This is a genomic window from Methanosarcina acetivorans C2A, from assembly GCF_000007345.1.
Classification (GTDB): Archaea; Halobacteriota; Methanosarcinia; order Methanosarcinales; family Methanosarcinaceae; genus Methanosarcina; species Methanosarcina acetivorans.
Genome location: NC_003552.1, coordinates 1039667 through 1063730, shown reverse-complemented (window position 1 = coordinate 1063730; position 24064 = coordinate 1039667). Strand labels below are relative to the sequence as shown.

The 24064-nt window shown below is 46.2% G+C and carries 13 protein-coding genes and 1 pseudogene; 10 read left to right on the top strand and 4 right to left on the bottom strand.

The features are described 5' to 3' along the window. Window positions 1–257: 257 nt before the first annotated feature. Both MA_RS04610 and MA_RS04605 read right to left on the bottom strand, forming a co-directional pair. Window positions 258–3065 (bottom strand): DNA-directed DNA polymerase, encoded by a 2808-nt coding sequence (locus MA_RS04610; RefSeq protein ID WP_048064990.1) that lies wholly within the window; start codon window positions 3063–3065, stop codon window positions 258–260. A 190-nt stretch (window positions 3066–3255) separates the two neighbouring features. Then, window positions 3256–5388, bottom strand: a complete 2133-nt coding sequence (locus MA_RS04605) for an S-layer protein domain-containing protein (RefSeq protein WP_052279108.1) — start codon at window positions 5386–5388, stop codon at window positions 3256–3258. A 936-nt stretch (window positions 5389–6324) separates the two neighbouring features. Here MA_RS04605 and MA_RS04600 point away from each other — a divergent pair. The 7 genes and pseudogenes from MA_RS04600 (at window position 6325) to MA_RS04570 (ending at window position 15953) form a co-directional block, all read left to right on the top strand. After that, on the top strand, window positions 6325–7899 hold the full coding sequence (locus MA_RS04600) for an ABC transporter substrate-binding protein (protein WP_011020927.1): 1575 nt from the start codon (window positions 6325–6327) through the stop codon (window positions 7897–7899). Between the two features lie 3 nt (window positions 7900–7902). After that, the gene (cobN, locus tag MA_RS04595; protein WP_011020926.1) at window positions 7903–11805 is read left to right on the top strand and encodes a cobaltochelatase subunit CobN; all 3903 of its coding nucleotides are present in this window, start codon (window positions 7903–7905) and stop codon (window positions 11803–11805) included. Continuing rightward, window positions 11802–12089 (top strand): hypothetical protein, encoded by a 288-nt coding sequence (locus MA_RS04590; RefSeq protein WP_048064989.1) that lies wholly within the window; start codon window positions 11802–11804, stop codon window positions 12087–12089. Before cobN ends, MA_RS04590 begins: the two co-directional genes overlap by 4 nt. Beyond that, window positions 12083–13027 (top strand): annotated as a pseudogene (nikB, locus tag MA_RS04585) (nickel ABC transporter permease). Before MA_RS04590 ends, nikB begins: the two are co-directional and overlap by 7 nt. Window positions 13028–13142: 115 nt before the next feature. After that, the gene (gene nikC / locus MA_RS04580) at window positions 13143–13997 is read left to right on the top strand and encodes a nickel transporter permease (protein WP_226990759.1); all 855 of its coding nucleotides are present in this window, start codon (window positions 13143–13145) and stop codon (window positions 13995–13997) included. Further along, complete coding sequence (locus MA_RS04575) at window positions 13994–14935, top strand: ABC transporter ATP-binding protein (protein ID WP_011020923.1); 942 nt, start codon at window positions 13994–13996, stop codon at window positions 14933–14935. Before nikC ends, MA_RS04575 begins: the two co-directional genes overlap by 4 nt. Next, window positions 14928–15953 (top strand): ABC transporter ATP-binding protein, encoded by a 1026-nt coding sequence (locus tag MA_RS04570; RefSeq protein ID WP_011020922.1) that lies wholly within the window; start codon window positions 14928–14930, stop codon window positions 15951–15953. Before MA_RS04575 ends, MA_RS04570 begins: the two co-directional genes overlap by 8 nt. Here the strand turns inward: MA_RS04570 and MA_RS04565 are convergent. Next, the gene (locus MA_RS04565; protein ID WP_011020921.1) at window positions 15934–18048 is read right to left on the bottom strand and encodes a putative cobaltochelatase; all 2115 of its coding nucleotides are present in this window, start codon (window positions 18046–18048) and stop codon (window positions 15934–15936) included. The two genes, MA_RS04570 and MA_RS04565, sit on opposite strands and share 20 nt — an antisense overlap. 20 nt (window positions 18049–18068) lie before the next feature. Then, a complete protein-coding gene (locus MA_RS04560; protein ID WP_011020920.1) occupies window positions 18069–19826 on the bottom strand; it encodes an S-layer protein domain-containing protein in 1758 nt (585 codons plus the stop codon). A 362-nt stretch (window positions 19827–20188) separates the two neighbouring features. On the opposite strand from MA_RS04560, the gene MA_RS04555 reads away from it, so the two are divergent. The 3 genes from MA_RS04555 to MA_RS04545 are packed head-to-tail and all read left to right on the top strand — an operon-like array spanning window position 20189 to window position 24062. Then, window positions 20189–20782: a hypothetical protein gene (locus MA_RS04555; RefSeq protein ID WP_011020919.1), complete on the top strand. Its 594-nt coding sequence runs from the start codon at window positions 20189–20191 to the stop codon at window positions 20780–20782. 39 nt (window positions 20783–20821) lie between these two features. After that, a complete protein-coding gene (locus tag MA_RS04550) occupies window positions 20822–22345 on the top strand; it encodes a WD40 repeat domain-containing protein (protein WP_011020918.1) in 1524 nt (507 codons plus the stop codon). Window positions 22346–22349: 4 nt separating this feature from the next. Beyond that, complete coding sequence (locus MA_RS04545) at window positions 22350–24062, top strand: WD40 repeat domain-containing protein (protein ID WP_011020917.1); 1713 nt, start codon at window positions 22350–22352, stop codon at window positions 24060–24062. Window positions 24063–24064: the final 2 nt, after the last annotated feature.

Below are 24064 nucleotides of genomic sequence, written 5' to 3'. Positions count from 1 at the left end.
TGGGGAAAGACTGTTCTCCTGCGTCTCTTTATTCTATCATTGTTTTAGTTGGACATCTTGAGCGAAGCTCACTTCTTCCCACAAATAGTCTGCTTGAGCGAAGCTCACTTCTTCCCACAAATAATCTGCTTGAGCGAAGAGAAAATTAACATTACTTACCATAAGTTAGTCATCTTGAGGGAGCGAAGCGAAACTAGAGAAAAGAAACTAGGGAAACGAAACTAGGGAAACGAAACTAGAGAAACGAAACTAGGGCATTAAAAATCAAACAATGAGCGCTGCTCGACACGCCCGTTCTCCGAATACCGAGCTTTCTCTTCAGGGGCTTTTTCCAGAATTTTCCCGTTGGTCCCTTTTTGAGAGGATGATTTTTCCTGCTTTTTCGCTTCAGGTTTCTTCACTTCGAAATCAAAGAGGCCTTTTTGCTTTGCATCAAAGTCAAGAGATGACATTTTGACCCCGAATACTTCAAGGATACGTTCAACCGGCGGCAGGATCTGTTTCTTAACATAATAGTCGACATCTATAGGTACGTTATTTTCGCGGACATAGTCAGGGTCTTCGGCCCGATCTACAAAGAGACCTTTTCCTGCAGTGATGACAAAGGGGATCCTTGTCCCTATCGAAGGCATGATCCCTGTCCGTTTTTTCAGGTTCTCCGCAACAGTCAGATGAGGCTGCTTATTCTTGTAGCTGTCTGCTTTCCGGGTAAGGGTCCGGGTCAGGACAAGTTTTTCGATAATCCCCGCATCTTTTCCAGGATCAAGGTTCCTGACATCACTGACAACCTTACGAACATGTTCTACAGCCTTGTCGACATCACCCTCTATAAGCACAAATTCAAGAACCCTGTTAAGGGTTATCGAAGTCAGTTCGCACCAGTCCCTGCGAACGGTTTCCATGCCTTTGACCTTGATCTTGTTTTCCCAACCCGAGTTTCTGGGCTCAAAAAGCCAGAGAGCATAACGTTTCTTTGCTATAAGCAGGGCGCGTTTTGCAACCGATTCGAACTCGAGTTCCATGGGGTCGGGAAGGGAGGCAGAAACGATTTCCGAAAGTCGGTTTCCTACAAGGCTGACCTCTTCAAGGGAAAGGTCCCCTTTTGCCTTGCAGTGCACAAAAACACTGTCCGTATCCCCATAGGCAACTGAAAGTTCAACTATCCTGTCCTGAGGGGAAAGTTTCCCTGCTTCCTCGAGCAGTAAAGCTGCCGAGTTCCTGAGGACGATTTTTCCGATCCTGCCGTTGATGAGGTCCCGGGTGTTGAGGATATTGCTTCTTCCAAAACTGGTTACGGCGTTTGCAAGTGTCAGGCTGTAGAGCCTTGCCCGGGCATATCCCGAATAACCGTAAAAACTATTCAGCAGGATTTTTATGGCGAGCTGGGTGGCATCAAGTACACGATGCTCGTTTTCATCCGAAGTCCGCTTCATCCTTTTCTTCGTGTCTCCCCTCTTGTTAAGCAGGTCTTCAAGAATGGAAGGCACAATACCCCTGAATACCTCGGGAGGCACGAATTCTCCCCCCGACGGAGGCTTGATAGTTTTCCCGTCAGGCCGGTCCCGGGTCACGACAGTTGTGTAACAGAGGTTATGGGCCATCATAATGGTCGGGTAAAGCGACTTGTAATCAAGGATCAGCACATTTTCCAGAAGCCCCTTCTTCGGTTCCAGGACTTCCCCGCCTTTCAGGTCCGAGCTCATATCGTACCTTTCAGCCGAAAGTTCATCTCCCGGCTTCGGGAGAATAACCCTGTCCTTCAGCCCGAACTCCCTGAGGAGGAGCGTCTCAACCATGGAAGTCTGGCCGCCGTCAACAATTTCCTGAAGCAGGCTTCCACTTACCTGGGCAAGGGCTATGTATTTGTCAAGGAGCCTCAGCTCAAGGACAAGCTCAAGGGCAAGCTCGGAGTCTCTGCGGGCGTAATCAACAAATTTCCGGAATTTATCCCCCGAATCATTCCAGTGCTCTTCCATTTCCAGGGGAGGGACATCGAGTTTTTCCCGGCTCAGGAGTTCTTTTGAAACAGCCCTCAGAGTATACTGCTTCAGGCTAAAAGCCCTCCTCACAAGAGGAAGAGCGTCGACAACGACTCTCCCTTTCATTTCGGTCCGGGTAATGAGCCCGAACTTTCGATACCCGATCGGGCTGCCGTCCCTGCCAACAACCGAATTGATAGTTTCCCCTTTTGCAACGAGGGCTTTGACCCTCTCCGTGATATATGGAATATCGAAATCCTGGTGGTTATACCCTGCAACAATATCAGGGTCATATTCGCAAATAATCTCGAAAAATTTGTTCAGCATCTCGGTTTCGTCCATGCAGGAAAGGACATCCCCGTCCATCCCGGCAGCAGGTTTTGCCAGCAGGATAAGGGTTTTGTGCCCTTTATACTCAGGCTCGAAAGAAAAACTGATCATGATTATAGGTGAGACGTCCGGAGAAGGCATCCCCCCGTCAAGGGGCAGGCACTCGATATCAAAAGCAAGGTACTTCAGAGGGGCAATTGCAAGGTTTTCAACCCTCTTTAGCCCGGACGCAAGGACTGCAGAATCACATGCAAAGTTTTCACAACGAGAACGCCATGCAGAACCTGCCCCTAAGTACCTGACAGGGTCAACAGGCTTTCCCTCCGCAGAAACCCAGACCATGCCTCCAAGGGCCCTGTCAATTAAAAAGCGGTTTCTGAAAAGAATATCACTTTCATAAACCTGCCAGTCTCCCTCGGCTCTCAAAACATCCCTGATTTTCAGAATCTCGTCCCTTATCTCAGGCACATCCTTCGGCAGGCGGGTTGTGACTCTGAGCATTTCTTTCTTTGTTTTCTGGTAGCCTACAGGCTCAAACTTTTCGACAATTTCGACCTTTTTGACCTGCTCAAAAGTGTCTTTTATAAGCCTTGCTACGGCATGCAGGTCTCCAGAGGCCTTGAGATAAAAGTAAGGCTCAAAATCCGGGACAAAGCAGCATACACTTTTTCCGTCCGCTCCCCTGCCGAAGAGGCGGATGACAGGCCCGCTGTCATTAACGACTTCGTAATCTGCATCCAAGATCTGAAAATCCATAGGCAGGGTTTACGGCTCTAGATAGACATATATCTTTTGTTGAGTGTAAAGGTGAAAGAATGAATGATAAATACAAGCTTATTAAATTATCAATTAAACCCGGACAGACGAACAAATTTTGGAACCGATATATTAGAAAAAAATAAGTAATAAAAAGGAGTGACTGAAAAGGCTCCTTAACCTGGGACGCTTAAAAATCGCTTTTTCTTGAAAGCAATAAAACCGCAAAAATCCCAGAAATTAAAGATAGGACTCCGAATCCAGGAGATTTTACAGCATCACTAGTCTGTCCTGCGGATTCGTTCTCTACAGTTTCCTGGTCCGTATCGCTGTGCTGAGGAGCAAGATCAACTTCAACTGTTTTTGGGCTATCAGCCGAATCCTGCATCAGAACCTCCTCATTCGTTTCGGAGTCTCCATAGTTACCATAGCCAGAGCTAACCGTAACCTCTTTTGCAGGATATATTGAAAATCCTCCATCCTCATGGGCTTTAGATGTTGTAAAGTACATGTCATCCGTAAAGTAAGTATCACCATCCAGTTCAAGAGTTATGGAATCCTCATTAGCCAGTTTGATTGAATTTTCAGAAGCTTCGATACATTTCATCTCACCAAATTTGTCCTCAGTCTCAATAGTTAGTACAGTGTCTTTGTCGAGAAGCAAGGTAGCCATAAGTTTTACAAAGGTATCCGATTCACTCTTGAAGGCTTTATCCACATAAGTGACAAAGTAAATAACATCTTTTTTATCTGCAAAGTCAGCTGTTTCCACAAAAATACGGTCATCAACATCATTTGTACTTACATTAAGAACTTCAGAACCAAGCTCAACTTCACCTTTGTAGAGAGAAAGCCAGATCTTGCCCCCATCTTCATCGAACTGGTTACAAATAAGGCTATAATTCTTGCCGAGATCCCAGGACTCTCCAACCTTAAGGACTTTTTCCTGTTCATAATACTGTTCAAAGACAACAGGGGTGATCTTCCGAGCATCTCCGCCGATAGCCACATAAAGGTTGCCCAGCCAGTAAACAACTGGATAATTGTCAACCATCTGGACCTCAAAATAGTGATCTAATTTTACCCTGTATGTTTTGTCATAAGAAGTAGTAGAATAGACAAGTTCACCCTCATCTATTACGTTACTGCCGGGAGAAGTATTATTTATTGCAGGATGTTCGGAGCCCTCTATATTTTGATAGTAGAGATTCTCGGAGTATTTCAATGAAGTCTCAGGGTCTTTAATGTCGAAATAAAACGCACTCCACAGGGAATTATTCCAGAGAAGAGAGGTACCAGAGCTGGTATTATAAGTGTTTCCCCGAAGCTCATAAGTTTCATCGGGAGTGGTGTATATTTTCGAAGCATAGAGATAATATCTTACTTTGGAAATTGCACCCGATCTTGGCATCAGGGCAGAAGTTTTAATGTACATATCATCTGTGAAGAACGTATCTCCATCTATCTTGAGTTCCATTCTATTTGCATTTGACAATTTGATCAAGTTTTCGGAAGCTTCGGTACATTCCATCTCTCCGAATTTATCGTCCACCTTAATAATGGTGACATCGTCTTTATCAATTAGCCAGGTGTATTTAAGCCTTACAAAGTTATCAGTGGCACTGCTGAAAACAGTATCCGCATAAGTTACAAAGTAAACGGCATCGTCCATATCAGCAAAACTGTCTTTTGCCACAAAAGTCCTCGAATCAGCTGATTCCGAATCAAGAATATCAGATTCGAGTTCAACTCCGTTTTTGTAAAGGGAAAGCCAGACCTTCCCACCATCGGTATCAACCTGGTTACACATTAAACTGTAGTTTTTCCCAAGGTCCCAGGACTCCCCAACTTTAAGAATTGTTTCAGCGCTTGAACCCTGCTCAATAACGATAGGTGTGATCTTCCGGGCATCCCCATCAACAGCTACATATTTTTTGCACATCCAGGGCATCAGGCAGTAACTGTCGACCTCTGTACTACCTCCTTTACTGCTTGCCTTATAGGCTTTAGAGTAGGGAGCCGTAGAATAGACGAGTTCACCTTCATCTATAATGCAATTAGTACCGCCTAGCGGAGGATTGCTACCGTCTTCTATGTTTTCATAATAAAGGGACTCGGTGTATGACGCTTCATTATTAATTTCACAATAAAGAGGACCCCAGTTTGAACTGCTCCAGCAGAGATATCCACAATTATTACTGGAGTTAATAATCGGGCCACGGGCTTCATTGGCAAACCAAGCTGCCGAACTTACAGAAACAATCGATACAAGAGCCGCTGTAAGAATCATCGTAACTGAAAGAAGATGAAATTTTCTTTTCATAAATAGACCTCGATACAACACAGAAATTTAGATTGTGCGTTTTTGAACTTAAAGAAGAATTCAACCGGAAAAAGTAACACATAATTGAGAGTGTATTCATATAAATATGTCGATTTGTAATACTAAATGTTACATAAAATACATAAAATAAATAATTTATAGCTTATTACTAATAAGTAAATAAGAAAAAATACGTTCTAAAAATTAAAAACAAATGTTAAAATTAAGAAAGAAAAAATAAGACATTTGAGAATTCACCTGGATTAATGGCAGAGAAAAAAATCCACAAGAGTAGAACTCTAGAATCTCCTGAATCCATCCCGTAATCACATTTCAGAAAGATAACAAAAATGAACCGAAAAACATAAGAAGAAAAACAAAAATAGAAAAACCATGTCAGAAGCCATTTAGAGTGGATAAAATTCAAGAAATATTGAACATAGTAAGGAAAGGTTCTTGATTTTACTAATTTGGAAACTATAAAGAATTAAAAGAATTTATTAACATAATATTTGAAAATAATAATAATTCATCAGATATTACATTATATAATTAGCATAAATTAATACAAAAATCGGCAGATTTATAAGTAAAATTGAGATAGTACATTTTAAGAAAAAGAAATATGGATTTTGAGATATAAAATATAAAAAATAGAACTGATGAGCTGAAAACGTATTTAGCACACCAAAGCCTGTAAACCACCAAAAATAACAGGAAACCGTGTGGCAGAAAGCGAAAAAACTTTTTTGTTAACAATATTTATGAGGGAGTTATATACAAAAAAATAAAAAAAGTGCGAAAATGAAGAAAAAAGCACTGGTTTAAGGTAAAAGTCACCTAACTCGCAAAAATTCAGGATACTTAGCTAATTTTCAGGTCAAAAAATGGAAGTATTGGATTAAAAGCACATTTTGATGCTTCGGAGATGAAAAAATGAAATTAAAAATTATCACGGTTTTACTTGCAATTTCAATAATCTTCTCAGGATGTGTATCCCAAAGTGCGGAAAATACCGATGTTGTGGGGGAAGGAACAACAGATCTACGGCAGGAGGTTACGGTTCCGGTGGGAGATCGGGAACTTTTTCTTGATCCTCTTCTCGGCACTTCAACCTCATGGCATACTCGTCCATTAATTTTTGATACTTTACTGGTCTCGGATAGGGAAGGCATTCATCCGGCCCTTGCGTCTTCAGTGGAAAAGACCGAAGACGGCAAAACATGGATGTTCCACCTGCTCGAGGGAGTAAAATTCCACGATGGAACTCCTTTTGACGCATATACCGCGAGTTACTCCCTTAATAAATCTTTTGGGGAATCTACCAGCAGGTACGGTCTTACGGTGGAATCCATAGAAGTAGTAGACGATTATACCCTGAATGTCACTCTGGGTAAACCCTTTGGACCCTTCCTTGATGAAGTAGCTGCTGCCTGGGTGGTCTGCCCCAATTGCTATGACAGTAAGGGGGAATTTAAAGAAGCAATTGGTACAGGTGCATATATTCTTGAAGAATATTCCAAAGAGGAAATCACCCTTAGGGCAAATCCCGACTACTGGGGAGGAGCCCCGAAAATCCAGGAAGTGATCGTTAAAGCGATTCCGGATGCAAGCACTCAGGTTATAGCATTCGAAGCAGGAGAACTGGATGTTATCGGGGCAGACATCTCCGGAATAGGACTATCAGACGTTAAGAGGCTTGGGGAAGACCCGAGATATGAGATATATACAAGGCCCGATGCCCAGATTGACATAATCGGGTTCAACGTGGAAAGTGAATTTTTCAATGACATGAGAATCAGAGAAGCTGTAAACTATGGAATTGACAGACAGGAACTGATTGATTCCGTCCTTGAAGGGTATGGAGTTCCGGCCGTAGGCCCTATAGGTTACGATGATTCTATCCCCTGGACAAATACCGAAATAGAGGGATACGCCTATGACCCTGAAACAGCTGCAGAACTTCTAAAAGAAGCGGGATGGGAAGATAAGGACGGAGACGGAATTGTAGAAAAAGACGGAAAAACCTTCGAAATAAACCTTATTGATGCGAATACCAGGCCCTATTACAGAGCCATGACAGAGGTAATTCAGGCCCAGCTTTCAAAAATAGGAATAAAGGTTAACATAAGAGTACTTGAACGCGGGGCTTACCAGACTGCATTAAAGGAAAAAGACTTTGACATGGCTACGATCCCCAACTACGGAAAGAGAGAAACTGACCCGTACCCCTACCTGTTCATGTTCTTCTGCTCGAAGGGTACGTACCCTATCATGAACAATGAAACCTTCGACGGACTCTATTTCAGATCCCTGAGCACCGTGGACCCCGAGCAGAGGGAAGCTCTCTATGACCAGATGCAGGAGCTAATCATGGACGAGTGTGTCTGTGCTTTCCTGATGCACCCTGTGAAAGTAGGCATTGCAAAGAAAGAACTCAAGAATTTTGAGTTAAGACATGGTTTTGACGGATTCATCCCCTTCAAAAAAGCGTACTTCAGCGAGGAGTAAAACATGAAAATCGGAGGGATGTTAGCAGTTTACGGCCCAAGCCGGGGCCTGATGCTTAAAACATACAGCAGTGCGATTGAAAATCTGAATAAAAAGGGATTTGAGATCACTGCAAGGTTTGAAAACTTTCTCGATGAGGATGCCCCCCCTGGGGTACCTCAGGCCCTAATGGAATGGTTTGAAAAGGAAGCCGATGCGATCCTGGTCAGTTTCCCCCCTGATTATGAAGGGGTTTTTGCGGATATAGAGGAGTTAAAAAAGCGCACATCAAAACCTATCATCCCTCTCTCCCCAATGTGCGCCGCCCTTGGCACGGTCTCCCCCCGGCATTTGAAGGTCTTCTGGGATTACCAGAATTATGGCGGCCCGGAAAATATAGAGAATCTTCTCCTTTACGCCGGAAAGCTGGCCGGGAAAAACAATCAAGAGGTAAATCCTCCGGTTGAGGTCCCCTCCTCGGGCATATACCACCCGGATGCAGGAGAAATTTTCACAGACCTTGAAAGTTACCTTGAATGGTATTCGGAAAACAGAAAAAGCATGTTCAAGACCGTAGGGCTTCTTTTCCCTAACCTTTACTATATGGAGGACTCCCTGGGAGTCTTTGACGCCCTTATCCGAAAATTGGAAGAAAAAAACTTTGGGGTGATTGCCGCCATCCAGAACAAATGGTCTCCCGGAGGAAGCTCGGACGAGATCATCAGGAAATACTTTATGAAGGACGGAAAAGTCCTGGTTGATGCAGCGGTCATTTATGCTGCATTTTTCCTCAACCTCACGGGCGGGAGGGGCAGAAGCATAGGCCAGGAAAAAACAAACATCCTCAAGGAACTAAATGTCCCGTGCTTGAAAATGATTCATTCTTCCCAGACCCCCGAAGAATGGAAAGCAAACCCGGAAGGGCTTAGTATCCCCCAGATTATAATCAGTGTTGCACTACCCGAATTTGACGGGCTTGCAGAACCGATCATAATAGGCACCGCCGAAAAAACGCTGGACCCTGTGACCGGAGCAGAGGTTCAGGACCCCGTACCCATTGATGACCAGATAGATTTCCTCATTCGCAGGGTAGGGAAATGGATCGAACTCGGGAGAAAACCAAATTCCGAAAAAAAAGTCGCAATAATCTTACACAATTCCCCTTGCAAGAGCGGAGTGGAGGCGACGGTAGGAGCGGGGTTTGGGCTTGACACCCTGGAAAGCATCTCAATTATTCTGAAAAGGCTCAAAGAGGAAGGATATTATCTCAACTGGGTCCCTGAAAATGGAAAAGAGCTTATCGATACAATACTTAAGAAAAAAGCCATAAGCGAATTCCGGTGGACTCCCCTGAGCGAAATAATCAAGCATGGAGGAGCTGCTGGCTTTGTTCCCCTCGGAACATATAAAGAGTGGCTCTATGAACTTCCCGAGGATGCAAGAAATAAAGTCTTTGAAGGCTGGGGCAACCCCTTTGAACAGGGCATTGAAAAGCTCGACAGGGTAGATAAGCTGAGTCTTGCCCTCCATAAGAACAGTATCACAATCCCGGGCCTTGATCTCGGGAATGTCTTTATCGGGCTGCAGCCCAAGAGGGGATGCGCAGGAGCCCGGTGTGACGGGACCGTTTGCAAGATCCTGCACGACCCGGACATCACCCCTCCGCACCAGTACCTTGCCTACTACAAATGGATAGAAAAGGAGTTCGGAGCCGACGTCATGGTTCACGTGGGCACGCACGGGAATATAGAGCTCCTTCCCGGAAAAACGGTAGCCCAGTCATCCTCCTGTTTCTCCCAGATATGTGTGGGGAGCATGCCCCACCTGTACATATACGTTTCAAGCAACCCCATGGAAGGGTCCATCGCCAAAAGGAGAGGGCTCGCGGTAATTGTGGACCACCTCCACCCCGTGATGGCCGCTGCAGAAACCTATGGGGTACTGGAAGAACTGGAAGAACCCCTTGAGGAATACAAAAGGGCAATGCTAACAAAAGACCTCGGGAGGGCAAAAGTACTGCAGGAGATAATCACGGAAAAAGCTGCAGAAGCCAATTTCCCCAGGTTGATCAGTGATTTCGAAACTTTTGAAGACTATATGGAATACCTGCACGGCCAGATGGATATGGTCAGGGAAACCATGATACGGGACGGGCTCCACATCCTGGGGCAGGCCCCGGAAGGAGAAGCCCTTGTTGACATGCTCGTTTCAATCCTGCGGTTTGACCAGGGGAATGTCCCGTCTATCAGGAGGGGGATCCTGGAAGCCATAGGGCTTGACTATGACAGCATACTGGACGACCCCACTGCGTTCATCCGGGAATTCGGCATGACAGGGAGCAAACTCCTTGACACCTGCACGGAGATTGCCGGGGGAATTATGACAGGAGTCCTTGAAAGAGACTTAATTTCCGAGGAAGAAATTTTAGGAATCTCAAAATGGGAAATGTCTGTCGCTACAGGGCAGAGCCTCGAGTTCCATTCCTCCGGTCTTGAAAAGATTGTCAAATCGGTCAGGCTGGCAGAAGACCTTCTCCCGAAAATCAACCGGACCCCGGATGAGGTTAACAACCTCCTGCGCGGGTTTAACGCCGAACATGTGGAAGCAGGCGCCTCGGGAGCCCTTGCTCGCGGTAAAATAGAAATTTTGCCAACAGGCAGGAATTTCTATGCCATTGACCCCTGGAAAATCCCGACCCCTGCCGCCTGGAAGGTGGGTGTGAAACTGGCAGAGAACTTCTTCCGCAAGTACCTGCATGAAAACGAGGGCTACCCGGAAAATGTGGGTTTTGTTTTCAGGTTCTTTGATACCTTCAGGGCAGATGGGGAACTGCTCTCTCAGATCCTTTATACCCTCGGGGTACGTGTGGAATGGGACGGGGCAAGGGTCAAAGGCTTAAAAGTAATTCCCCTGAGCGAACTTAAACGGCCCAGGATTGACTGTACCATACAGCTCTCAAGCATGCTCAGAGACGGGATGCCCAGGGCATTTGAAATAGTGGATGAAGCCGTGAGTATGGTTGCTTTCCTGGACGAGCCCGATGAAATGAACTTTGTCAAAAAACATGCCCTTGAGAGGCTGAAAGAGCTTGAAGCCGAGGGAACGGATAAGAAACTCAGCCCTGAAAGGCTTGCTACCCTGAGGGTCTTCACCACGCAACCTGGAACCTATGACTACGGGGTAAATACGACAGTTGCCGCTTCAGCCTGGGAAACCGACGAAGACCTGGCAAGCATATTCACAAAATTTTGCGGTTATGCATATGGAAAGGGGATCTACGGGCAGGCTGCCCGGAATGAGCTGGAATCAAACCTGAAACGGATCACGGTCACCTATGACAAATGGGATTCCGATGAATACGACATCCTGGAGTGCTGCCATATTTACGGCAGCCACGGCGGGTTTACCGTAGCTGCCAGGACGCTCTCCAAAAACAACGTGGATGTATATTTTGCAGATACCCACGACCCTGAAAGGCCCCGGATAAGAGATATGAAGGACGAACTTGAACGGGTTGCGAGGACCAGGCTCCTGAACCCGAAATGGATCGAAGGGAAAAAACGTCACGGGTACAAGGGAGCTACGGTTATCTCGGACAGGGTCTACCATATGTACGGCTGGCAGGCTACAACAAAGCTTGTTGGGGACTGGGTCTTTGACGAGATCGCCGAGACCTTTGTCCTTGACGACGAAATGAGAAAGTGGTTTGAGGAAAACAACCTCTATGCCCTCGAAAGCCTGGCAAGGAGACTTCTCGAAGCTGAACACCGCAAGCTTTGGAATGCAGACCCCGAAACTCTCGAAGAGCTCAAAGGCAAATACCTGGAAATCGAGAGCTGGATGGAAGAAAAAATGAGCGACATCGAAGGGGAATTCCAGGGAGGTGCAACCAGTATCTTGAAAATTAACGCAAATGAAAGGATATGAGCGTCGAGCGAGGTGAGAAGACGATTACCGCTCTTATCCCGGGTTTGGCAATCCAGAAAGTAGCGCCCCTGATAGTATTTGAGATAAAAGGAGTTTCCGGACTGCTGTCATCCCTGATATTTATGGTCCTGATTTCGGCCACCTTTGTAGGGATAGACCTTATATTCGCTTCAAAAATGGATGACATACACGGCTTCCGATTAATTACGAGACTTGTTGCATTCCCGGTTTTTCTGCATTCAGGCGCTTTTCAGGATTTATTCGCTGAAGTGATAGGATGCTGAAATTCATTTTGAAAAGAATGGTTCTGATGTTCATCGTTATTCTTGGTGTGACAATGCTGACTTTTTTGATAATGCATTTTACACCCGGAGACCCGGCCGAGATGATTGCCCTCGCCCGGCACGGGGCAGAGAGCCTGACCCCGGAAAATATCGAACGGATAAGAGTAGAAGAAGGCCTGGATGCCCCGGTCCATATTCAGTATATCAAGTGGCTGCAGCACTTACTCCATGGGGACCTGGGCTGCAGCCTGATAAACGGAGAACCGGTCTTATCAGAGATTTTGGACAGGTTCCCGGCGACGCTTAAGCTTGCACTTGCCAGTATGTTTATAGCTCTGATAATAGCAATCCCGCTCGGAATCATCACTGCAAGCAAGCAATATTCTCTATTTGACAATCTTAGCATGATGGGGGCAATGGTCGGCGTGTCCATGCCGAGTTTCTGGTTTGCTTTACTACTTATCCACCTCTTTGCCTTACACCTTGGATGGTTTCCGGTTTATGGGTCCGGGAGCTTTGAGCATATGATACTTCCTGCCCTGACGCTCGGAACCGGGATGGCAGCCGTCCTTACAAGATTTACACGCTCGAATATGCTTGATGCGCTCAGGCAGGATTATATAAGAACCGCAAGAGCTAAAGGGTTGACAGAAAAGCTCATTACCGTAAAACATGCCCTGAAAAATGCCCTTATTCCGGTCATAACAGTTATAGGCATCCAATTCGGCAGGATTCTTGAAGGGTCTGTTATAGTTGAAACGATCTTTGCCTAGCCGGGAATAGGAAAACTCCTTGTGGATTCGATATATTCGCGCGATTTTGCAATGATCCAGGGTGGCGTGTTGTTTGTGGCAGTAATATTCGTTCTCGTCAATCTTTTTGTGGACATATCATATACCTGCCTGGACCCGAGGATACGGTACGAGGAGAGTAGATAAACAAAGTAAACAAAGCCTGAAAGTAACAAAACCTGAAAACATGCACTCGATAGCCCATATTTAAAAAGTCCGGAACTCAAAAAAAATCAAAAAACACAGGAACGAGGCCAGTAATTTGAAATCAACTAAAAAGTTGACCTTCCAGCGGCTAAAGAAGAATAAAATTGCAATGATCGGCCTTGCAATGATCACCTTCCTTTTATTTTTCGCAGTCTTTGCACCCTGGATTGCTCCCCATGACCCGGTAGAGCCAAACTTAGGAAAGCGTTTCCTATCCCCATGCAAAGAATATCCCATGGGAACCGATGATCTTGGCAGGTGTGTGCTGAGCAGGGTCATATACGGTGCCAGAGTCTCCCTGCAGGTGAGTATGACTGTGGTTGGAATAATAACCGTTATCGGAGTAACGCTGGGTTTGATTTCCGGGTACTTCGGAGGGGCTCTGGACGAACTGATTATGAGATTTGTAGATATCGTCCTGGCATTTCCGGGGATTATACTGGCTATGGCAGTCGCAGGCGCCCTGGGGCCCGGGCTGTTCAATGTGATGCTTGCCCTAGCCCTGGTGTCCTGGACCGGCTTTGCCAGGGTTGTTCGCAGCTCGGTAATGGCTGTAAAAGAAAAGGAGTTTGTAGAGTCTGCAAGAGCCCTCGGTTGCAACGACCTGTATATCATGACCCGCCATATCCTTCCAAATGTGATAACCCCTGTGCTTGTGCTGGCTACACTTGACATGGGGTTTATCATCCTGGCAGCGGCCAGCTTGAGTTTCCTGGGACTGGGAGCGCAGCCTCCGATCCCTGATTGGGGATCCATGCTGAACAACGGAAGAGTTTTCATGCGAACTGCCCCCTTCCTGACGATCTTTCCCGGCATAGCTATTACGACAGCAGTTATGGCATTTAATTTCCTGGGCGACGGGCTGAGAGATGCACTGGACCCCCGACCGCAGAGGGAGTTGAAGAAATGACATTGTTGAGCATACGGGATCTGAGAACCTATTTTTATACCGAAGACGGCGTGGTCAGGGCGATAAACGGTATTGACCTGGATCTTGAAGAAGGAGAAACCCTCGGAATAATAGGAGAGACCGGATGCGGAAAAACCATGCTGGGGTTATCAATACTGCGTTTGCTTTCTGAAAATACAAAAGTAGAGGGGCAGGTCCTTTACAGGGGAACCGACCTGATTCGGCTCAGCAAGGCTCAAATGCGAAAGATAAGGGGAAAAGAAATAAGCATGATATTTCAGAATTCCCTTTCTTCCCTGAACCCTGTGCTCACTGTGGGAACGCAACTTGCCGAACCCGTAGAAATGCACCGGCACATGAAAAAGCAGGCTGCAAAACAAAGGGTCATTGAGATGTTAAAAGCCGTAAAGATACCCTCGCCTTCCGATAGGGCAGTAGAGTATCCCCATGAGTTCAGCGGAGGAATGAGGCAAAGAGCAATGATTGCAATGGGATTGGCCTGCACCCCTTCCCTTATCATCGCCGATGAGCCCACCACAGGGCTCGACGTTACAATCCAGGCTCAGATAATTGAATTACTAAAGGAAGTACTGGAGCAGTCGGGAGCCTCCATGCTCCTGATCACGCACAACCTTGGAGTTGCTTCCGAGCTGTGCAATTCCATCGCCGTGATGTATGCAGGGGAGATCATAGAATATGCCGGGGTAATAGACCTGTTCAAAAACCCCGGACACCCCTACACCCGTGGCTTTTTTGATTCCCTTCCGAACAGGGGGTTAAAACCCATGCCCGGTACATGCCCGAGTATGATAAACCTCCCGGCTGGCTGCAAGTTTCATCCGAGATGTCCCCATGCAAGCAGCCGGTGTGAAAAAGAAAAACCTGATATGCTGAAAGTAGAAGAAAAACACCATGTGAGGTGCTTTTTGTATGATTGAGGTTAACGGCTTAAAAAAGCACTTTTCATCAGGCCTGTTTTGTAAAAAGTACGTAAAAGCCGTTGACGGAATCGATTTCAGAATTGAAAAAGGGGAGACCTTCGGACTTGTGGGGGAAAGCGGGTGCGGGAAAACGACTGTAGGCAGGCTAATTGCAGGGCTTATTGAACCTAGTTTCGGAAAAGTGAAATTTGACAATGTAGATTTATTTGAACTGAATAAAAAAGACCTTAAAAAACTCAGGCCAAGGCTGCAGATTATATTTCAGAACCCCTATGCAGCCCTGAATCCTAGAATGCTTATCGGGGAGGCCATAGCGGAACCCCTCAAACTGTATAGTACAGTAAGCCGAGAAAAAAGAGATGAAAAAGTCATGGAACTGATAGAGATGGTGGGACTAAATTCCGAACACCTGAACCGGTATCCCCATGAACTGAGCGGAGGTCAGAACCAGCGAGCCGTGCTCGCAAGGATCCTTGCAATCAACCCCGAATTTATCGTAGCTGACGAGCCGACTTCGTCCCTTGACGTGAATGTGCAGGCACAGATACTGAACCTGCTCAGAGATGTGAATAAGAAATTTGGCCTGACATGTTTATTCATCTCCCACGACCTGGAAGTGATAAAACTTATTACCGACAGGGTAGCTGTCATGTACCTTGGAAAACTGGTAGAGATCGGAAAAACGGATGAAATATTCAGGGAGGCAAAACACCCCTATACAAAGGCCTTATTGTCTGCAATACCTGTTGTTGACCCCGAAGTGAAAAGGGAGAAAATTATCCTTCAAGGAGAGATCCCAAATCCCATAAACCCACCCTCAGGATGTAGATTCCACACCAGATGCCAATACAAAAAAGAGATATGCAAAATTGAAGAACCTCTCCTGATCGGAGAAGGGCACAAAGTAGCATGTCATAGAGCTGATGAGATACCCGGGGTTTTAAAGAGTCAAATATTTCCTGTAAAAATGCATAGTCATGGAGATTTCCAAAAACTCACATTGAAGAGCTGCTGAATTCCGGCTTAAAATCAAACGGAGCTGAAACTCGAACGGCATCAACTATTGAATCTGCTTTCAAATCTTCCAGGGCCAGATAATTGGCTCCAAGGGCACTCGAAATTTCCTGAGCAAGCCCGAATTTTATCATGCTGTTTTCCGTGTCGATTACGGCAGATTGTATGCCCCGATCCCTGAACAAAGAGGCTATTGTTTTTGTTTCCTGAAGAGGAGGTTCTCCGTTCATACTGACGTTCGCCCTGCCGTCGGAAATCAGGACCATAAAGGGGCAGGTGTCAGGATCGCGCCGAAGTTCGTTTTTTATGACCTCGTAACCTTTCGCAAGACCCCGGGAAAGAGGGGTCTTCCCCCCTGTGGGCATTTCCTGCAAATACTTTTGAGCCAGTTCTACACTGGAAGTGGGAGGGAGTAGCAGTTCAGCACTTTCTCCTTTAAAAGCGATAAGCCCCACTTTGTCGCGTTTCTGGTAAGCGTCCATAAGCATTGAAAGGACTGCTCCTTTGGACGCAACCATACGCTGCCGGGCTCCCATGGAACCGCTTGCATCAACCACAAAAAGCACAAGGTTTCCGATCTTTTTCTCCCGGATTTTTTCCCTGAAATCGGACTCATGAATTGCTACGGAATTGCCTTTCTTCTCCCGCGTAAGCTGGAAGGGGGCAGCAGCCCTCAGGGTTGCATCAAAAGCAAGGTCCGTGGTTTTTTCATGGGGAATTGAACTTTTTATATACCGGCCTTTTTTAGACCGGGTAAGGGTTTTGCTTCGCCTGCCTGAACCGTTCCGCTGCTCCTTGCGAAATTCTGGAGATAATTGTTTTACCTGGTAGATTTCCCCTATTTCAAAAGTCGTTTCCGTAGAAGCATCCGGTTGCTCTGCATTCTGGGATTCGGACTCTTCAGGGGGACTCCCTTCGGCCTGTCTCTGCTGCTGATCCGGGCTTTCGTGCTGTTCCTTATTTTGATGCTCGTGTTTTTCTTTTTTTTTCTCTTTTTCTTCCTCGTTTTTCGGTTTTTCTTCCTTGTTTTCGGGTTTTTCCTTCTTTTTTTCCTTCTGCTTTTCTTTTTGTTTCTCAATACTTTCGTCCAGTTTATCCTGTTTTTCTGGTTGATTATCAAAAGGCTTTCTGCGCATGCGGTGAGAAAGAGTAAGCTCTGCAGCCTCCCGGACATCATCCTCGGTCACTTCGGTCCTCCCGTAAAAAGCTGCAAGCGTAATTGAGGTCTTCATCATGGTGAGGTCTGCCCTGTGCCCGTCCACTCCCATATCAATACAGATCTGGCTTATCAGCTCAAGCATGTCGTCGGAGATCCGGACCTCGGGAAGTAATTGCTTTGCATTGAGGATCTGCTCGCAAAGCTCGGTTTCGGCAGCCTTCCATTTTGCTGCAAAAGCCTCGGGGTCTGCCTCATAACTGAGCCTGTATTTTATGAGTTCAACTCTCAGGGACAGGTCATTGATACCCCTTATGTCCACACAGAGCCCGAAACGATCCAGCAACTGAGGCCGCAGTTCCCCTTCTTCCGGGTTCATGGTACCTACAAGCACAAAATTTGCAGGATGAGTAAAAGAGATCCCCTCTCTTTCAATAGTGTTTACTCCCATTGCTGCAGAGTCCAGGAGTACATCTACAAGGTGGTCGTCGAGAAGGTTAATCTCGTCCACATACAGGATGCCCCTGTGAGCCATTGCCAGCACCCCGGGTTCAAAACGCTTTTCCCCTGTTTTGATAGCATACTCGATATCAAGGGTCCCTACAACCCGGTCTTCGGTAGCACTCACAGGCAGGTCCACAACTTTCATTTTTACCTGAGAAACTCTCAGGGTCCCTGCATTTAGTTTTCCAAGGCACTCCTCACAAAACTCGTTTGTATGGTTGGGATCGCATTTGAATTTGCAGCCCTCAACCACCTCGATTTCAGGCAGGAGGCTGGCAAGCGCCCGGACGGCTGTCGATTTGGCAGTGCCTTTTTCCCCCCTGATCAGGACCCCTCCCACTTTAGGGTTGATGAGATTTAAGACCAGGGCTTTTTTCATTTTTTCCTGCCCGACTATAGCGGTAAAAGGGTAGTTTATAATGTTGTGGTTCTTCATGGTTTGACCTCAAGAAATTTTCAGATTCCTATCAGGTATTCTTCGAGACTCATAACAGGTACGGACACGGAAGTGGTTGAAGGGAGGATCGACTCCACATCTTCCACCTTATTCATGTAAGGGTAAAAGGTCACGTAGAGATTCCCGGAGATCTTCTTTTCAAACCGTCCGATCCAGAGATCTTCGAATACATTGATGTCTGACCCGGACCAGACCTCATGCTTATTTTCAAGCCTGAGTTTCGGATAAGTCTCAACAACGGTAAGTTCCCCGACCTCCTCCCCGTAACTCATTTCCAGCGGGCTGTCAGAGAAATGCAGGAGATACTTCAGACTGACCGCAGAGAGCTCTTCCCCCTCTATGACACTGTCAACATATACCGAAAAGATAGGCACTTCAACCCCATTCAATTCCTCGGTGTAAAGGAGGGTATGGGTGCCAAAATCTGCCGATTTGCCGGGAGAGATGATGCTCGAATAAACCGGGAGATTGTTCCTTGAAACAGTCAGACAGGCATTATCCGAATCAAGGTCGGTAACCTTCAGGGTATACCCTTCTTTCAGGTCATATTCTTCATTCGGATGGAGGAGTTTTTCGTCCTCGTCAAGGAGGATATTTACAATTCCCCTGTCACTGCCGAGGTATGCATATTCTTCACCATTCCAGCCAAGCACGGAATATCCTTCATTAAACCAGTCTTCCCCGTAATCCGCCATTTCCGGGTTTTTATATGCCAATTTAACAGGCAGGGACTCGTAAACCAGTCCTCCTTCCGGAATCCAGTCACTTCCGGCATCAAGAGAAAGGCTAAGACTTTCAGTACTGAGATCGTATTCAGGGTCGTAAAACAGCATTCCAAAAGAATCAGCAGTCCAGCTGCAGGAATCAGGAGAAGAATCCGAACGGTTTACAGCCAGGGATGTGCCCCTGATCTTATACGATTTGATTGTATCTTTGGTCATGTTGTAAGAACATGCCCTGTAAACATTATCAGCAACCTGGAAATCAATCAGATTATCAAGAATAGTTGAATAATCCCCTAACTGCAGCCTGATAGGCACGCTGTTTTTCAGCTCAATATCGTTGCTCGTAATAGCAGTGACTTCGAACTTGCCGAATTCATCCCCTACTTCAAGCTTAAGAGGTGTATCCGAATAACGGTTTACGCTTTTAAGGCGCACAACGGGGTCCTTACTATCAAGAACCTTATCAAGAGTCCCTTCAAGTATCACATATTCCGTGCCTTCTATCCAGGTTTTGAAGCTAAATTTTGAGCCCTGTTCTACGGATTCAGTAGTAACCGGGGCGGAATTTTTCTGAAACTCGAGCAGAGCATAGTCCCCATTTATCCCCTGAAGCACCAGTTTATACCCGTTCCCGAGATCAAAGTCGTTCCCCTTCTGGAGATCCCGGCTCCCATAGCTCACCAGGCTTTCACTGAGCAAACCATCCTCAAGGACCTTGTATTTTTTTCCGAAAAAAGCAGTTGAACCGTAGCTGATCCCGGAGGTATAGATTGCATCTCCGGTTTCGATAAACCCGTCATCTGAAAAAGTAAGTTCCAAGGACTCGTAGTATGTCCCGGAACTTGTCGAATAATAAAATCCGGGACAGTTTTCTGCATTGAGGATGTGATGGTCTCCTGCTGCAATACTTATGATCTGTCCGCGTTGTTCGATAGCACCTTCTGCAGGTGAAATAATACATGAGAATACAAATATAAAAAAAAGAAGACTGGATGCTTGTAAAGTATATGATTTATGATCAACAATAGTCATAAGAATTTAGTCAATAATAAAACTAAATAACCCTTTCGTTTTTTCCAGGCTTCAAATAACATAGAGTCTTGAAATGATCTTAGAAAAAAACATTAAAACAGGATAAAGTGCTAGCATATCAGAGTTTTCATTTTAAGCAAAAAAATTTTTACTGAATCTCTTGATTCTGAAAAAATAGACCCAACAAATTTAAAATTGGATTTCTGAAAGATTACGACGAAAACTTAGAGATTATTTTTTAGGATATAAAGTAAAATTTTGTTCCGATAAGTATTCAGAATTTGTAAAGAAGTATAACTATATTTGTAAAATATAAATTTATTTCGAAATGTTTATTAACGTCCAGACATTGATTATTTTTTATGCTTCCGGGAAGAAAAATAGTGCTTGGATTCACGTTCCTGCTTTTTGCAGTTCTGTTAATAGTGTATTTTCAAGCAATGTCTACTGAAAAAATAGTATATGAGGGAAATTTCGAGGAGGACTGCAACCTTGAAGGCAGTTTTCTCAGATGTTCAGGCAACGAACTCTATCTTGATACCCAGAATTCCTCCCTGACCGGAGAAGGAGTATGGAATAAAGATGTTAGCCTGTCCCCGGGGAAAATTTCATGGAACTGGAAGGGCGAAGACCTGGACAACTTCAGCCTCTGGTTAAAGGTCACATTCAGCAACCATAAGTCAATTTATTATGTTGCTGCAGGGAGCAGGAACCCGCAATCAGAAGGGGACTATTACAAGGATCAGGAAAGCAGGCGGCGCTTTTCTCCTTCCGTTGTGATTGCAGGGATCCCACTGAGTGCTGTTGAAAGGGACCTTGTTGAGGATTATACTAAGTACTGCGGCCCTGCTGAAAATATCAAGGTGGTAAGCGTGAGTGCAGGGCTTGCAGATAACAGTACCCGATGCAGGAACGATTTAAGAATATCAGACCTGAAGATCTACGCCCAAGCATAAAAGAAATCAAAGAAGCCTGAAAGCCAGAGGGGCCTGAAAATGAAAAAGAATATTGTTGTATTGGTACTCATCGTTTTAATTATTTTTTCAGCCGGTTCAGGATGCATATCTTCCGATGTAATATCTTCCGCGAATACGTCTTCGGATGAAGCGGACGGAAACACAGGAGAGAATTCAGCCCTGGGAAAGAGTGCAGACAGCGAGCCTGACCAGGCAAATATAACACCTTATGGAAAATCCTCCCCCTACCTCTACTGGGAGTATGAACTCGGAGACGTAACCCCGGAAAACACCCTGGGAGGAAGATCGAGCGTCCAGGACTGTGTAAGTTTTGCTCCGGACGGAAAATCCGTGGCTACAGGGACAGGCTCGAACCTTACTGTCGTTAGCGTGTCAGAAAAGAACGTGCTCTGGACAAAGATCTTATCGGGAAACATTTCAGACCTCACATTCTCGGAAGACGGGAAGTACCTGCTTGTAGGGGAAAAGAGTGCTGACGGCTGTATATATTCCCTGGATGCAAACACAGGCGAGGAGATCCGGACATACAGGACCTCTGACGACCTGGGAACTGATTCCAATCCGAAATACCAGCCCTGCATATATAAGATAACAGCGGCCGAGGATTCGGTGTACGTTGCAGCCGGAAGATACTGGAAAGACTCCAAATACGGGCTGGCTTCGAGAGTTTACGGGTTCAGCCCCGATGGCACATTCTCCTGGAAACTCCCGGCAACAGAAAATTATGCTCGGAGTGTAAACTGGATTGATGCAAGCCAGGACGGAAAAAATGTCGTTTATTCAATAGGGGACTGGACAAATTCCCTTGAATCGGATGCCGTTGTCTACTCCGTGGATGCAGGCGGAAAACTCCGCTGGAAATACGAAATTCCTGCTCTCAGGCCTTATTTTGTTTCCGCAGCCATCTGGCACGGGCTTGATGTTTCGGAAGACGGATCCCTTGTAACAGCCTATACCGGGGACGGGAGAACATACCTCTTTTACGACGCGGAGATGAAAGATCCGGGAGACGGCAAATCCGAATGGTACTCCGAAGAATATCAGTCCAACGTGACAACTCCGGAAGAACTTGAAGGGAGTGCCATTTATACATATGGAGAAAATGCAAAAATCGCTGCCGACAATGAGATACTCTACCTTACGGGAGCCACCCTCCCTGCATATTATCCCGATAATATCCCGATGGCACACCCCCTTGAAAATTCCCTCATATCCTGTGATGCGGAAAAAGGAGAAACTTCCTGGACTTACAACCTCGGGGGACGCTGTGCAGGGATCTTCTTCTCTCAGGATATGAGGTACTTTGTCCTGCCAGTCGGAAAGGATACGTCCACAGGCGACACCCGGGTGCATGGAGTCTATGTCTTTGACAGCCGGAAATCCGGGAACGGAAATTCAAAACTGCTCTGGACCTTCAGGACCGAGGGAGTTGTTGAGAACGCTGCGATTTCTTCTAACTGTACCGTAGCCGCAGTTGAAGTCCCCCTGCAACTCGAAAATGGGGATGTAACCGGGAAACACAGGTTAATAATAGTCAGGTGAGAGAATGAAATGGAAACTTTTGATAGCCCTACTTATTATAGTTTTAATGACTGCTGGATGTACTGAAAAAAGTCAGGAATCCGGCAGCAGCACATCGGCTCAGGCTTCAGGGATAGAGGATACACAGGAAATCAGCAATTCCGAAGCCGGGGTACCAATAGACTCGGTAGTCTTCTCAAGGACAGGAGCCCTGCTGACGTTAAAAGACGAAACAGAGATCTCGGAGATCAGGATTTATTCAGGCGACAGCCAGATAGAGTCTCTTGACATTGAAAAAACCGAAGCTCAGGCTTTTTTTGCTTTTGACTGGGACCCTGAAACCCTGTACAGGTTTGAGGTGATAACGAGTACGGGAGCTTCCAGTACCCTTGAGGTATATGCTCCGGAAAAACCGGCCTTAAAAGAGGAGTACACCATAGAGCTTGAGGACGTAACGCCAGGTCCCATCGAAAAGACCTCCACGAATATAGATGGTGCAACAAAATTCTCTCCTGACAGCAGTTATCTTGCCATCGGGACCCACGGAGGTTCCCTGAAACTAATAGAAGTTGAAACAGGGGAAGAGGTCTGGGAAAAGCAGCTTGTTGAGGGGATAGCGGATGCAAGAATAGCTGACATAGAGTTTTCCGAAGACGGAAAACGTCTTTTTGTAGGAGAAGATAGCCCTGATGCTTATCTCTACTGTTTTGACCTCAATGGCACCGAGATCTGGAAATTCGGGGCAGGGGAAGAACTGGGTTCGGACCTCAAGTACATGCCTGCCATGAAAAAGATAAAACTTGATTCCGAAGGGAATATTTACGTCGCTGCCAGCAGGGCCTGCGGCTACATAGGTGAAAAATACAAGTACCTGGGAAGGGTCTACTCCTTTGACTCCGAAGGCAACCTGCGCTGGAAATTCCCGGAATCCGAACTTATGGACTCGGGAGTTACCTGGATTGATGCCACCCCCGACGGGAAATACGCAGCGTTTGGCACAACCTGCTTTACGAAGGCGGACAAATGGAAAGACGGGACCGTGCATGTCCTTAACGGGAACACGGGAGAAGAACACTGGAGCTACAAGATCCCGCCGGTTGAGCCGTTCTTTGATTATTCCGCAATCTGGTACAGCACCCAGATCACCCAGGACGGGGAACGGCTGATAACAATGACAAGCGACGGGCGAGCCTTTTTATTCAATAATTCCCGGATCATCGAGACCGGGACCCCGGAAATTGCCTGGCAGCAGAACATCTCAACCCCGATAGTCGTGAGCGGGGTCCCTATCTACGGCAGTGCAAATTACGCTTACATTGTCAACGACACCCTGATCTTTTCAATAGGGAGCACTTTCTCCAAAGATAAGAACAATGATGCTCCGTTTGAACACCCCAGCGGAAACAGCCTCTTTGCCTACGATTATGACGGAAACCTGCTATGGAAATGGAGGCTGGATGGCTATGCCGGGGAATGTGCACGGAATGACCGCTATCTCGTGATCCCTATTGCCCAGAACCTGGTAACCGAGGACAGGAGCGTGCACGGAGTCTATGTATTTGACGTCTCAAAAAGCGGGGGAGCAAGTTCCAGGCTCAGCCAGATCTACAACACCGAAGGAATAACGGTTGCTGCGGACGTCTCTTCAGACGGCAGGTATATTGCAGCCCTGGAAGCCCCTGCACGGCTTGAGGACGGCACGGTACTTGGAGAATATAGGGTACATATCCTGACCTGAGG

Coding starts and splice junctions, on each gene's coding strand:
- MA_RS04610 (WP_048064990.1), bottom strand. CDS start 3,065: ATGGATTTTCAGATCTTGGATGCAGATTACGAAGTCGTTAATGACAGC.
- MA_RS04605 (WP_052279108.1), bottom strand. CDS start 5,388: ATGAAAAGAAAATTTCATCTTCTTTCAGTTACGATGATTCTTACAGCG.
- MA_RS04600 (WP_011020927.1), top strand. CDS start 6,325: ATGAAATTAAAAATTATCACGGTTTTACTTGCAATTTCAATAATCTTC.
- cobN (WP_011020926.1), top strand. CDS start 7,903: ATGAAAATCGGAGGGATGTTAGCAGTTTACGGCCCAAGCCGGGGCCTG.
- MA_RS04590 (WP_048064989.1), top strand. CDS start 11,802: ATGAGCGTCGAGCGAGGTGAGAAGACGATTACCGCTCTTATCCCGGGT.
- MA_RS04575 (WP_011020923.1), top strand. CDS start 13,994: ATGACATTGTTGAGCATACGGGATCTGAGAACCTATTTTTATACCGAA.
- MA_RS04570 (WP_011020922.1), top strand. CDS start 14,928: ATGATTGAGGTTAACGGCTTAAAAAAGCACTTTTCATCAGGCCTGTTT.
- MA_RS04565 (WP_011020921.1), bottom strand. CDS start 18,048: ATGAAGAACCACAACATTATAAACTACCCTTTTACCGCTATAGTCGGG.
- MA_RS04560 (WP_011020920.1), bottom strand. CDS start 19,826: ATGACTATTGTTGATCATAAATCATATACTTTACAAGCATCCAGTCTT.
- MA_RS04555 (WP_011020919.1), top strand. CDS start 20,189: ATGCTTCCGGGAAGAAAAATAGTGCTTGGATTCACGTTCCTGCTTTTT.
- MA_RS04550 (WP_011020918.1), top strand. CDS start 20,822: ATGAAAAAGAATATTGTTGTATTGGTACTCATCGTTTTAATTATTTTT.
- MA_RS04545 (WP_011020917.1), top strand. CDS start 22,350: ATGAAATGGAAACTTTTGATAGCCCTACTTATTATAGTTTTAATGACT.